At 71.5% G+C, this 12,859-nt stretch carries 8 protein-coding genes and 1 tRNA gene; 3 read left to right on the top strand and 6 right to left on the bottom strand.

The window, feature by feature from the left end; genetic code table 11:
* Positions 1 to 160: 160 nt before the first annotated feature.
* Positions 161 to 3,085 (top strand): glycoside hydrolase family 48 protein, encoded by a 2,925-nt coding sequence (locus ITX44_RS30105; protein ID WP_205361089.1) that lies wholly within the window; start codon positions 161 to 163, stop codon positions 3,083 to 3,085.
* Positions 3,086 to 3,328: 243 nt separating this feature from the next.
* Here ITX44_RS30105 and ITX44_RS30100 read toward each other — a convergent pair.
* From ITX44_RS30100 to ITX44_RS30090, 3 genes are all read right to left on the bottom strand, one after another.
* Positions 3,329 to 3,401: transfer RNA gene (locus ITX44_RS30100), tRNA-His, on the bottom strand.
* Between the two features lie 124 nt (positions 3,402 to 3,525).
* Positions 3,526 to 4,140, bottom strand: coding sequence for an oligoribonuclease (gene orn / locus ITX44_RS30095; RefSeq protein ID WP_205361087.1), 615 nt, complete (start codon positions 4,138 to 4,140; stop codon positions 3,526 to 3,528).
* A gap of 5 nt (positions 4,141 to 4,145) precedes the next feature.
* A complete protein-coding gene (locus ITX44_RS30090) occupies positions 4,146 to 5,507 on the bottom strand; it encodes a GlxA family transcriptional regulator (protein ID WP_236061988.1) in 1,362 nt (453 codons plus the stop codon).
* A 712-nt stretch (positions 5,508 to 6,219) separates the two neighbouring features.
* Between ITX44_RS30090 and ITX44_RS30085 the strand changes: the two genes are divergently transcribed.
* The gene (locus ITX44_RS30085) at positions 6,220 to 6,738 is read left to right on the top strand and encodes a universal stress protein (protein WP_205361085.1); all 519 of its coding nucleotides are present in this window, start codon (positions 6,220 to 6,222) and stop codon (positions 6,736 to 6,738) included.
* A 132-nt stretch (positions 6,739 to 6,870) separates the two neighbouring features.
* Here the strand turns inward: ITX44_RS30085 and glmS are convergent, their stop codons facing one another.
* On the bottom strand, positions 6,871 to 8,685 hold the full coding sequence (gene glmS, locus ITX44_RS30080) for a glutamine--fructose-6-phosphate transaminase (isomerizing) (RefSeq protein ID WP_205361083.1): 1,815 nt from the start codon (positions 8,683 to 8,685) through the stop codon (positions 6,871 to 6,873).
* 47 nt (positions 8,686 to 8,732) lie between these two features.
* Positions 8,733 to 9,008, bottom strand: a complete 276-nt coding sequence (locus ITX44_RS30075; RefSeq protein WP_205361082.1) for a hypothetical protein — start codon at positions 9,006 to 9,008, stop codon at positions 8,733 to 8,735.
* 285 nt (positions 9,009 to 9,293) lie between these two features.
* On the opposite strand from ITX44_RS30075, the gene ITX44_RS30070 reads away from it, so the two are divergent.
* Positions 9,294 to 11,006 (top strand): beta-N-acetylhexosaminidase, encoded by a 1,713-nt coding sequence (locus ITX44_RS30070; protein ID WP_372441035.1) that lies wholly within the window; start codon positions 9,294 to 9,296, stop codon positions 11,004 to 11,006.
* A 4-nt stretch (positions 11,007 to 11,010) separates the two neighbouring features.
* Here ITX44_RS30070 and ITX44_RS30065 read toward each other — a convergent pair.
* Positions 11,011 to 12,859 (bottom strand): IucA/IucC family protein (locus ITX44_RS30065; RefSeq protein WP_205361080.1); only part of this gene is annotated, 1,849 nt, incomplete at its 5' end.

Genomic DNA, 12,859 nt, shown 5'->3' with positions numbered 1-12,859 from the left:
GTGGCGTAAAGACCTGGAGGACCTGGCCGATGTCGGCCCCATGAACACGGGGTTTCTGTTCGAGCCTTGACAGCGTGTCATGACCGCCCCGATGGTGGGAGCGCTCCCACTGGTCCAGCTTTTTATCCCCCCACATGGAACCGCGAGGAGGACCTCTCGCATGGCACGAGGAAGACCCTTCAAGAAGCGCATACGACGGGTGGCGGTCGCCCTGGCCGCCGCCCTTGCCGTGCCTTTGGGCATGACGGCGGCCAGCGGCGGGTCCGTCGCGCACGCGGCCGGTCTGCAGTGCAGCGTCGACTACTCGACCAACGACTGGGGCTCCGGCTTCACCGCCAACGCCAAGATCACCAACCTGGGTACGTCCGCCATCAGCGGCTGGACCCTGACCTACGCGTACACCGGCAACCAGACGCTGCAGAGCGGCTGGAACGGCACCTGGTCGCAGTCGGGCAAGAACGTCACTGTCAAGTCGCTCGACTGGAACCAGACAATCGCTGCCGGTGCCAACGTGACCACCAGCGCCAACTTCAACTACTCGGGCACCAACACCGCTCCGACCAGTTTCGCCGTGAACGGTACGGTCTGCGGGGGCGCTCATCAGCCGCCGCTCCCCGTGCTGACCAGCCCGGCGGCCGGCGCCACGTACAACGCGGGTGCCACGATCCCGCTGGCCGCGACCGCGGTGGCCGCGGACAGCGCGACGATCACCAAGGTCGAGTTCTACAGCAACACCACCTTGATCGCGTCGGACACCACCTCGCCGTACTCCTTCGACTGGCCCGCCGTCGGGGCCGGTGACTACTCGATCTACGCGAAGGCCTACGACAGCCTGGGCGCCTCGGCGGAGTCCGCTCCGGTGGGCATCCACGTGGCCACCGGGCCGTCGATCGTGGCCTCGCCGACCACCCTGTCGGTGCAGCAGAGCAAGACCGGCACCTTCGGGGTGAAGCTGTCCAGCGCGCCGACCGCCAACGTCACGGTGGCGGTGGCCCGCAGCGCCGGCAACACCGGCCTGTCGGTGCAGTCGGGGGCGGCCCTGACCTTCACCCCGTCCAACTGGTCGACCGCGCAGAACGTCACGGTCGCCGCGGACGCGGGCGGCACCGGTTCGGCCACCTTCTCGGCGACCGCCACCGGCTACGCCAAGGCGGACGTCTCGGTCACCGAGATCGGCGCCACCAGCGACTACGACCAGCGCTTCCTGACGCTGTGGGGCAAGATCACCGACCCGGCGAACGGCTACTTCTCCAAGGACGGCATCCCCTACCACTCGGTGGAGACGCTGATGGTGGAGGCGCCGGACTACGGGCACGAGACCACCTCCGAGGCGTACTCGTACATGATCTGGCTGCAGGCGATGTACGGCCAGGTCACCGGGGACTGGAGCAAGTTCAACGCGTCCTGGGCGACCATGGAGAAGTACATGATCCCCCAGCACGCCGACCAGGCCACGGGCAGCTTCTACAACGCGAGCAAGCCGGCCACCTACGCCCCCGAGCACCCGCTGCCCTCGGACTACCCGTCCAAGCTGGACACCAGTGTGTCGGTGGGCGTGGACCCGATCGCGAGCGAGCTGAAGTCGGCCTACGGCACGGACGACATCTACGGCATGCACTGGCTGGAGGACGTGGACAACGTCTACGGCTACGGTGACACGCCCGGTGGCGGCTGCGAGGCGGGCCCGACCGCGAGCGGCCCGTCGTACATCAACACCTTCCAGCGCGGCTCGCAGGAGTCGGTCTGGGAGACCGTGCCGCAGCCGACCTGCGACGCGTTCAAGTACGGCGGCACCAACGGCTACCTGGACCTGTTCACCGGGGACTCCAGCTACGCCAAGCAGTGGAAGTACACCGACGCCCCCGACGCCGACGCGCGCGCGATCCAGGCCGCCTACTGGGCGGACACCTGGGCCAAGGCGCAGGGCAAGGGGTCGGACGTGGCGACCACCGTCGCCAAGGCCGGCAAGATGGGTGACTACCTGCGGTACTCGTTCTTCGACAAGTACTTCAAGAAGATCGGCAACTGCACCAGCCCGTCCTGCCCCGCCGGCACCGGCAAGGACAGCGAGCACTACCTGCTGTCCTGGTACTACGCCTGGGGCGGCGCCTCCGACTCCTCGGCCGGCTGGGCCTGGCGGATCGGTGACAGCGCCGCGCACTTCGGCTACCAGAACCCGCTGGCGGCCTACGCGCTGACCACCGACCCGGCGATGGCGCCGAAGTCGGCGACCGGCAAGTCCGACTGGACCACGAGCCTCGGGCGGCAGCTCGAGTTCTACCAGTGGCTGCAGTCCAGCGAGGGCGCCATCGCCGGTGGCGCCACCAACAGCTGGGACGGCGCCTACGCGCAGCCCCCGGCCGGTGACTCCACCTTCTACGGGATGGCGTACGACTGGGAGCCCGTCTACCACGACCCGCCGTCGAACCAGTGGTTCGGTATGCAGGCCTGGTCGATGGAGCGCATGGCGGAGTACTACCAGCAGACCGGGGACGCCAAGGCCAAGGCGATCCTGGACAAGTGGGTGGCCTGGGCCATTTCGCAGACCACCATCAACGCGGACGGCACCTTCAAGATCCCGTCCGACCTCCAGTGGACCGGTCAGCCCGACACCTGGAACCCGACCAGCCCCGGCACCAACGCCGGTCTGCACGTGACGGTTTCGGCGTACGGCAACGACCTCGGGGTGGCGGCGGCACTGGCCAAGACCCTGTCCTACTACGCCGCCAAGTCCGGCAATGCCGCGGCCAAGACCACGGCCAAGGCGCTGCTCGACGGCATGTGGAACAACTACCAGGACCCGCTGGGCATCGCCACGCCGGAGACCCGCACGGATTACAGCCGGTTCAACGACCCGGTCTACGTCCCCTCCGGCTGGACCGGCACCATGCCCAACGGCGACAAGATCAGCTCCAGCTCGACCTTCCTGGAGCTGCGGTCCTTCTACAAGAACGACCCCAACTGGTCCAAGGTGCAGGCGTACCTGAACGGCGGCGCCGCGCCGACGTTCACGTACCACCGCTTCTGGGCCCAGGCGGACATCGCGATGGCCATGGGCTCCTACGCCCTGCTGTTCAACGCCTGATCCGCCGACCGACCCCCGGGTGCGGGGGCGGCGGGAGATGACCCGGGCAGACCTGACAGTCCCCGGCCCGCCGCCCCCTCCACCACCACCCGGCCGGGCGCCGGGGCCCGCCCCCCGCGGAGAGTGCGGGGGCGCGGGCCTGCGGTGCGCCGTCCGCGTACCGCGGTGTTCCCGTGGTGTTCCCGGAGGCCGGGCATGACAAAGGCCCGGCCTGTTCGTACAGGCCGGGCCTTGATCATTCAGGGTGAGTGACGGGACTCGAACCCGCGACATCCTGGACCACAACCAGGTGCTCTACCAGCTGAGCTACACCCACCATGAGCGGCGCTTTTCCGTCCGGTGAGGTCCGGAGTGGCGCCGCCGGAAAAAGTGTACAGGGTGCCGGGGGGTGGTCGCGCACTGCTTTCTCGCGCGCCCTGTCCGCCGTGCGCCCCCGGCACTCATCGCGCGTTGTCCTCCGCGGGCACCACGTGCCGGGCCGCGATCGCCCGGGCCGTGTCGGTGTCCGGCCCGGGGGCCGGGACGAAGACCGCCTCCCGGTAGTAGCGCAGCTCGGCGATGGACTCGCGGATGTCCGCCAGCGCCCGGTGGTTGCCGTTCTTCTCCGGGCTGTTGAAGTACGTCCGGGGGTACCAGCGGCGGGCCAGCTCCTTGATCGACGAGACGTCCACCAGCCGGTAGTGCAGGTGCTGTTCCAGCGTGGGCATGTCACGCGCAAGGAAGCCGCGGTCGGTGGACACCGAGTTCCCGCACAGGGGCGCCTTCCGCGGCTCCGGCACGTGCTCGCGCACGTAGTCCAGTACCAGCTTCTCCGCCTCGGCCAGTGCCACCCCGCCGGCCAGCTCCTCCAGCAGACCGGACGTGGTGTGCATCTGCCGGACGATCTCCGGCATCGACTCCAGGGCCTCGGCGGGGGGCCGGATCACGATGTCCACCCCCGCGCCGAGGATGTTGAGCTCGGAGTCGGTGACGAGGGCGGCCACCTCGATCAGCGCGTCGTGCGCCAGTGACAGCCCGGTCATCTCGCAGTCGATCCATACCATCCGGTCGTTCATATGTCTCACCCTACGGGGCGGTCACGTGGTCCGGGCAGTGCGGCTCCCAGCCCGCGGGCGCTGCGCAGCCGGCCCCTCGGCCCCGCCTCACCCCCGTCGGGGCGTCCGCCGGGCTGTTCCGGCACCCGTGGGCCGTTGTGCGGGGCGTGCGCGGCCGGGCCGTGCACGCCGTGCCCGTAGCCGTCGCCGTCCGGCTTGGCCGGCGCCGCCAGCACCGTGGAGACCGGTCCCCGGCGCAGTGCGGGCAGCTCCGGGCCCGGGGCCGTACGGTCCCGCTCGCGCTCCCGTTCCCGCTCCGGCTCGTCCTGCGGCCGGCGGGCCCGGTAGGCGGCCCGGTACGAGGCCGGGGAGGAGCCGAGCTGGCGCCGGAAGTGGCCGCGCAGGGCCACCGGCGAGCGGAACCCGCACCGGCCGGCCACCTCGTCCACCGAGTAGTCCGAGGTCTCCAGCAGCCGCTGGGCCTGGAGCACCCGCTGGGTGATCAGCCACTGGAGCGGGGCGCTCCCGGTCAGCGACCGGAACCGCCGGTCGAAGGTCCGCCGGCTCATGTACGCGCGCGCGGCCAGCGCCTCCACGTCGAACTGCTCGTGGAGGTGCTCCAGCGCCCAGGCGACGACCTCGGCCAGCGGGTCGGCGCCGATCTCCTCGGGTAAAGACCGGTCCAGGTGCCGCTGCCCGGTCTGCCAGTCCGACCGCCGGGGCGGGACCACCAGCCGCCGGGCGAGCGCGGCCGCGGCCTCGGCGCCGTGGTCGGTGCGCACCACGTGCAGGCACAGGTCGATGCCGGCCGCGGTGCCGGCCGAGGTGAGCACGTCCCCGTCGTCCACGAACAGTTCGCGCGGATCGACGTGGACCGACGGGTAGCGCTTGGCGAGCGTGGGCGCGTACATCCAGTGCGTGGTGGCGGGCCGGCCGTCCAGCAGCCCGGCCGCGGCCAGCACGAACGCTCCGGTGCACAGCCCGACGATCCGGGCCCCCTCCTCGTGGGCCCGGCGGATCGCGTCCAGCGCCTCCGGGGGCGGGGCCTGGGATATCGAGCGCCAGGTCGGCACGACCACCGTGCCGGCCCTGGACAGCGCCTCCAGACCGTAGGGAGCGGTCAGCTCCAGGCCGCCGGTGGTACGCAGCGGGCCTTCCTCGCCGGCGCACACCAGCAGGCGGTAGCGGGGCACGCCCGCGTCCTGCCGGTCTATGCCGAAGACGGACAGCGGTATGGAACTCTCGAAGATCGGGCCACCACTGAAGAGCAGCACCGCGACGACTTCCGGTCGGCGTCGCGCGGAGAGTTTACGGATGGCGCGAGGCGATGCCGATGGTGCTTGCGACGGAGTGTCCGTCGCCGTTGCGGAACTGGACTCCTGGCTCATGGAGCTCAAGCCCCCCTCGAATCGACGCGTCGTCCTCTCGGTTCTGCACGTAATCCCCCGTGAGGCCACCCATGATCAAATCTACTGTGTCAGGTGGGGCGTTAGTGACAAGTTCACCATCTGACGCTAAGTCGACAAGACAACGTGGCGTAAAGCATTCGATCACGAAGCGTTTCACTCCGCGGGCCCCGTGGGAAGTACGCCTCTTGTCACTCGGGCCCCGGAAAACACCTTCCGCGTCACCGCGCATCGTAGAACCGCAGGTGGCGGAGGTGTTAGCGGGCCCCCGGGGCAACTGCCCGGCGACTCGCCGAAGTTGGCCGAAAATCGCCGCTGATCCGGCGCAAGAGCGTACAAGGCGGCCAGCCGGCCCGGCCGGCGGCGCTGCGCTGCTGATCATCGGCGTGCGGTGGGTGCGCCCCCTCGTGCGCCCGGTGCGCCGAAGCGTGCACTGGGTTGGCGGGAACGCACGGGTTGGCGGGATGGCGTTGCGCTGACGCCCGCACTCCGGCATTCTCCTGGGAACTTCGGGTACGGAGGCTGTGAAGGCCCCGGCAGACCTGTGCAGGCGCATGTCGCGGCCGTACTCTGGATGGAGAGGGACGGGAAGTGGCGAACCGGTCCAAACCGGCTGCTGCGGCGGCCCGCCCCGCTCGAACAGTCGTGTCCGCTGCTCGGCGCGTCAGCGCCGCCCTCGCCGGAAATCCGCATCATGGCCGGTCATGAGTTTCCCGATCCCGCCGACGGCAGGCCGCTCGCCGAGCCGGCCGTCCCCGAGCTGGCCCCCTCGTTGCGGCACGCCTGCGACCCCGCCTTCCGGCACGGCGTCGTGGTGGGCTTCGACGGTTCCGTTTCCAGCGAGCGAGCGCTGTCCTACGCCATCGGCATGGCCCGCAGGAACAGCTCCTCGCTGATCATCGTGCATGTGGCCAACCGGCTGCCCGCCACCGTGTGGGCCGGCTGCGAGCCCCCGGTCTTCGTGGACGTCCCCGACCACCGCACCGAGGTGCTCGGCCTGGAGCTGGCCTGCGCCGAACACCTCGCCGAGATCTCCTGGGTGCTGGTGGAGCGCGGCGGCGACATCTGCCACGAACTCGAGGAGGTCGGCCGGGAGTACGAGGCCGACGCCATCGTGGTCGGTGGCACCCGCGGCATGGCGGGCCGGATCTTCGGCTCGGTTGCGGGGCGGCTGGCCCGGCGCGCCAAGCGCCCGGTGGTCGTCGTCCCCTGACCCCCAATTCCGTTTTCCCGTTGCTTCGGACTTCCGAACGTCGGGACTTCGGGTTCCCGTACTTCGGTATGAACGAAGGACAGGGCCCCGCCGATCGGCGGGGCCCCTCTCGTACACGCGGACGAGACGCGCCTACTCCACCGTGACCGACTTCGCCAGGTTCCGCGGCTTGTCGATGTCCCGTCCCAGCGCGAGGGCGGTGTGGTACGCGAAGAGCTGGAGCGGGATGCCCATCAGGATCGGGTCCAGCTCGTGCTCGTTCTTGGGCACCACAATGGTGTGGTCGGCCTTCTCCTGCTCCTGGTGGGCCACCGCGAGGATCCGGCCGCTGCGGGCCTTGATCTCCTCCAGGGCGGCCCGGTTCTTCTCCAGCAACTCGTCGTCCGGCACGATCGCCACCGTCGGCATCGACGGCTCGACCAGCGCCAGCGGCCCGTGCTTGAGCTCGCTCGCCGGGTACGCCTCGGCGTGGATGTAGCTGACCTCCTTGAGCTTCAGCGACGCCTCGCGGGCCACCGGGTAGCCGCGCACCCGGCCGATGAAGAGCATCGACCGGGCGGTCGCGAAGTCCTTGGCGAGCGCCTTGATCTCCGACTCGGCCTTGAGGATCTCGTCGATCTGGCCGGGCAGCCGGCGCAGCCCCTCGATGATCCGCCGCCCGTCGGAGACCGACAGGTCCCGGATCCGGCCCAGGTGCAGCGCCAGCAGCGCGAAGGCCACCACCGTGTTGGTGAAGCACTTGGTGGACACCACGCACACCTCGGGACCGGCGTGCACGTACACCCCGCCGTCCGCCTCCCGGGCGATCGCGGAGCCCACCACGTTGACCACGCCCAGTACCCGAGCGCCCTTGCGCTTGAGCTCCTGCACCGCGGCCAGCACGTCGTACGTCTCGCCGGACTGCGAGACCGCGACGTACAGCGTGTCCGGGTCCACCACCGGGTCGCGGTAACGGAACTCCGAGGCCGGCTCGGCGTCCGCGGGGATACGGGCCAGCTCCTCGATGAGCTGCGCGCCGATCTGGCCCGCGTGGTAACTCGTGCCGCAGCCGAGGATCTTGATCCGCCGCACCCGCCGCGCCTCGCCCGGCTCCAGGTTGAGCCCGCCCAGGCGCACGGTGGCGAACCGGTCGTCGATGCGCCCGCGCAGCACCCGGTCCACCGCCTCGACCTGCTCGACGATCTCCTTGTGCATGTACGTGTCGTGGCCGCCCATGTCGTACGACTCGGCCTCCCACTCCACGGTGGTCGGCGTCGCCGTGGTGCGCGAGCCCTCGGTGGTGTACGTGCGGAAGTCGTCGGACTTCAGGGTCGCCATCTCGCCGTCGGCCAGGGTGACCACCTGCCGGGTGTGGGCGACCAGAGCGGCCACGTCGGAGGCGACGAACATCTCCTTCTCGCCGATGCCCAGCACCACCGGTGAGCCGTTGCGGGCCGCCACGATCCGGTCCGGGAAGTCCTTGTGCAGCACCGCGAGGCCGTACGTGCCCTCGATCGCCCGCAGTGCCTCGCTGACCTTCTTCTCCAGCGTCTCGGCCTCGGACCGGCCGATCAGGTGGGCCAGCACCTCGGTGTCGGTCTCGGAGGTGAAGACCACGCCGTCGGCCGTCAGCTTGGCGCGCAGCTCGGAGGCGTTGTCGATGATGCCGTTGTGCACGACCGCGACCTTGCTGTCGCCGTCCAGGTGCGGGTGCGCGTTCTCGTCGCTCGGGGCGCCGTGGGTGGCCCACCGGGTGTGCGCGATGCCGGTCGTGCCGGCGAACCGCTTGGGGATCCGGGCCTCCAGGTCGCGGACCCGGCCCTTGGCCTTGACCGTGCGCAGGTCACCGGACTTGCCGGTGATGACGACGCCGGCCGAGTCGTAGCCCCGGTACTCCAGCCGCTGCAGCCCTTCCAGCAGCAGCGGCGCCACGTCACGCCTGCCGATGTATCCGACGATTCCGCACATGTGCGTCCCTCTCGGTCGTGCAATTGGTTCGGTTGCTCCCCGGCGGCTCAGCCGTAGACGATGCGGCGGAGCTGGCGCTGGGTGAGCGCCGGCGGGGCGACCGCCCGGTGCGGCAGCTCCTCCGCGATCCGTCCGAAGATCTCCGCGTTCACCAGGCCCCTGGCCTGGAGCTCGCGGTGTCTGCGGCGGACGAACTCCTCCGTCGTCTCGTCGAAGTACGCCAGGACGTCCATGACCACCCGGCCGGCCTCGCCGCGTCCCAGCGGCGTGGTGCGCACGAGGTGGTCGATGAGGTCGTCGTGGTTCGTCCGGCGTTCGAGCACCCGTTGATACTGGTGTGATCATCGTTGCTTTGCAAGAATCCTGCCCGAAAACGGGCAGGACTCGCCACTTTCTCCGGCCGAAAGGGTGACTTCCGCCACCGCGGGCGGGTGGGCGCGGCCCGGCGGGCGCCGTGGATCTTGACCTGGTCCCGGGGCGGGGGTAGTCAGTCGGGGATGCCGGCACCCTCCAGCGGACCGCGCCGGCCTGCGTTCCGGGGGCTCCGGGACGAGGCCGGACGGGCGCTTCGTTCTTTTCGTGCTCCACGTCCTCCCGTGCGTCCTCCCGTGCGCCTTCCCGCGCGTGCGCGTGCGCGGGCGGGCCGTCCGGGTCCGCGCAGGCCGGCCGGTCGCAGGGCGGTCGCGTGGCTGCTGTGCGCGGGGCTGCTCGCCGCGGGGGCGAGCGCGGCCGGGGTGCAGACCGCGGCCTCGGCGGCGTCGGGCCCGGCCGCCGTCACCGCGCGGGTGGTCCCGGTGCCGGCCTCGGTCCGGCCGGGCGGGGGCACGTACCGGATCGGCGCCGGCACCCGCATCACCGTGATCGGCGGCCAGGCGCAGGCCCGCGCGGTGGGCGAGTGGACGGCCGGGCTGCTGCGGCCCGCCACCGGCTACGCGCTGCCGGTCGAGCAGCGGGTCCTCCCGCGCGCCGGCGGCGGCCGTACGGGTGGCGCCGGCCGTGGCGACGGCGACCTCGCCGGTACGGGCGACCCCGGCGGCATCGTGCTGACCCTGGCCGGCGCCGATCCCGCGCTCGGCGCGGAGGGGTACCGGCTGCGGACCTCCGCCCGGTCCGTGGTGATCACCGCGCGCGGCGCCGCCGGGCTCTTCCACGGCGTGCAGACCCTGCGGCAACTGCTGCCCGCCGCGATCGAGGTCCGTACGCCCGTCCCGCACGCCGACTGGACCGTCCCCGACGCCGACATCACCGACACCCCGCGCTACGCCTACCGCGGCGCGATGCTCGACGTCGCCCGGCACTTCCTGACCGTCGCCCAGGTCGAGCGGTACATCGACGAGCTGGCCCTGTACAAGATCAACGTCCTGCACCTGCACCTCACCGACGACCAGGGCTGGCGGATCGCCGTCGCTTCCTGGCCCCGGCTGGCCTCCTACGGCGGCTCCACCGAGGTCGGCGGCGGCCCCGGCGGCCACTGGAGCCAGGACGACTACCGGGAGATCGTCCGGTACGCCGCCGCCCGCTTCCTGACCGTGGTGCCGGAAGTGGACGGCCCCGGCCACAGCAACGCGGCCCTGGCCTCGTACGCCGGGCTCAACTGCGACGGGGTGGCGCCCCCGCTCTACACCGGCACCAAGGTCGGCTTCAGCTCGCTGTGCGCGGGCCTCGAGCGCACCTACACCTTCGAGTCCGACGTCCTGGGCGAGCTGGCCGCGCTCACCCCGGGCCCGTATCTGCACATCGGCGGCGACGAGGCGCACTCGACGAGCCCTGCCGACTACGAGACCTTCGTCGACCGCGTGCAGCGGATCGTCGGCTCGTACGGCAAGACGGTCATCGGCTGGCATCAGATCGCCGCCGCCCACCCGGTGCCGGGAGCGCTGGTCCAGTACTGGGGCACCTCCGGCACGGAGCCGCAGGTGCTGGCCGCCGCCCGGGCCGGCACCGGTGTGATCATGTCACCGGCCAACCGGGCCTACCTCGACATGAAGTACACCCCCGCCACGCCGTACGGCCTGAGCTGGGCCGGTTACGTGGAGGTCGCCGACTCCTACGACTGGGACCCGGCGACCGTCCTGCCGGGCCTGTCCGCCGGCGCCGTGCGCGGGGTGGAGGCGCCGCTGTGGACCGAGACGCTGAAGACCGACGCCCAGCTCGACGTCATGGCCTTCCCGCGGCTGCCGGGGATCGCCGAGATCGGCTGGTCCCCGGCGGCCACCCACGACTGGGCCGCCTACCGGGTCCGGCTGGCGGCCCAGGCCCCGCGGTGGGCGGCGCTCGGGATCGGCTGGTACCGCTCGCCGCAGGTGGACTGGCCGTCCTGAGGGGTCAGGGCCGGTGCTCGGCGGGTGGCCTGGGCTCGGTCAGCGCTCTGTGCTCGCTCAGCGCTCTGTGCGCGGCCAGCGGGTTGCGCAGGGTGCCGGCGAACTGGAGCGCCGCCGAGGGGTCGGCCAGGTCCACCATCTGCTGGTTGTCGCGCAACTGGAGCCGGTTCAGGCAGGACAGGGCGAACTCCGGCGCGAACAGGTCGTAGCGGCGGAAGGCCGCGGCCAGCTCCGGGCGGGCCCGCTGGTAGTCGGCCAGGCACTCGGCCACCGTGCGCCAGAAGGCGTCCTCGTCCAGCACGCCCTCGGTGTGCAGCAGCGCGCTCAGGAAGCGGAAGAAGCAGTCGAAGACGTCGGTGAAGACGGTCAGCGCCCGCTGGTCCACCGGCACGTCGGCCCGGATCCGCGCCACGGCCGGCGGCAGCACCGCGTCCGGGTCCATCACCACGATCTCCTCGGCGATGTCCTTGAAGACCGCCCGCTCGACCGTGCCCCGCCGGTCCAGCACCAGGATCACGTTCTCGCCGTGCGGCATGAACGCCAGGTCGTGGGCGTACAGGCTGTGCGCGACCGGGACGAGGTACGCCTCCAGGTACGCCCGCAGCCATTGCCGCGCGTCCGTGCCGGACCGGGCGATCAGCTCGCCGGCCACCGACCGGCCGTCGGCGTCGGTGTGCAGCAGCGCGGCCATGGTCATCAGCGACCGCCCCGGCTCCAGCGCCGGGACCGGGCTCTCCCGCCACAGCGCGGCCAGCATCTTGCGGTACGGCGAGCCCTTGACGGTGGCCCGCTCGTAGCCGCGGTGGTGGTAGCCGATCGCGGCGCGCTCGCGCAGGATCGTCAGCCGCGCGGCGGTCAGCGTGGGATCGGCGGCGATCAGCTCCGCCAGCCAGTCGTTGATCGCCGGGGTGGCCTCCATGTAGGCGGCGGAAAGGCCGCGGACGAAGCCCATGTTGAGCACCGACAGCGCCGTCTTGACGTAATGGCGCTCGGGGCGGTCGGCGTTGAGGAAGGTGCGCAGCGACTGCTGCGGCAGGTGGCGCTCGTCGCCCGGGCCGAGCGGGACGAGCCGGCGCTCGGCCACCTCGCCGGCGAAGGTGACGGCGAGCCGATGCTCCCACTGCCAGGTGTGGGCGGGGATCAGCAGATAGTCGGCCGGGTCCAGGCCCAGGTCGCGCAGCGTGGCGGCGAACCGGTCGCGGGTGGCCTCGTCGAGCTCGCCGCGCAGCAGCGCTTCCTGGTCGGGGAACTCCGGGCTCGCGGTGAAGGTCGCGTGGTCGCGGTGGGCGGCCAGCCAGAACAGCCGTACCGGCGCCGCGGCCTCGGGCGCGTAGCCCATCAGGTCGGCCAGCCCGAAGCCGAGGCGGCCGCTGTTCGCCACGAAGCAGGGGTGGCCCTCGGTCATGGCCGCCTCGACGGTCTGGAAGGGCGCCCGGGCCAGCGCCCGCGCGCTCCGCCCCGCCGGGTCGCGGTCCCGCGCGGCCAGTTTGAGGGCGAGGGAGGAGAGGGTGGAGGTGATCTCCTCCAGGTAGACCGGCAGCACCTGGTCGCTCAGGCCGAGCGAGGTGCGGAAGTCGGTGACGAAGGCGAGCGCGTCGAGGTCCGTCTCCGCGTCGCCGCCGCTGCTGTGCCGGGTCAGGCTCTCCGGGTCCACGTCCCAGTGGTCCAGCGCCAGGCGCCGGGCGCGGAAACGGTACGTCGTGGCGCCGTCGTCGCTCGGCAGCGCCCAGTGCCGGCCCCCGCGGCGCTCCCGGGTCTCGGGGACGGGGGCGAGCAGGCGTTCGTGGGTGAATTCGGCGATCGCTTTGCGTATCAGGTGGCGGGTGGCGCGCTGCCAGAGGCCGGGGGTGAGG

It is taken from the genome of Actinacidiphila acididurans (genome assembly GCF_016918855.1).
GTDB lineage: Bacteria > Actinomycetota > Actinomycetes > Streptomycetales > Streptomycetaceae > Actinacidiphila > Actinacidiphila acididurans.
The sequence above is the reverse complement of the archived record's forward strand: the minus strand, read 5'-3'. Positions and strand labels throughout refer to the sequence as shown.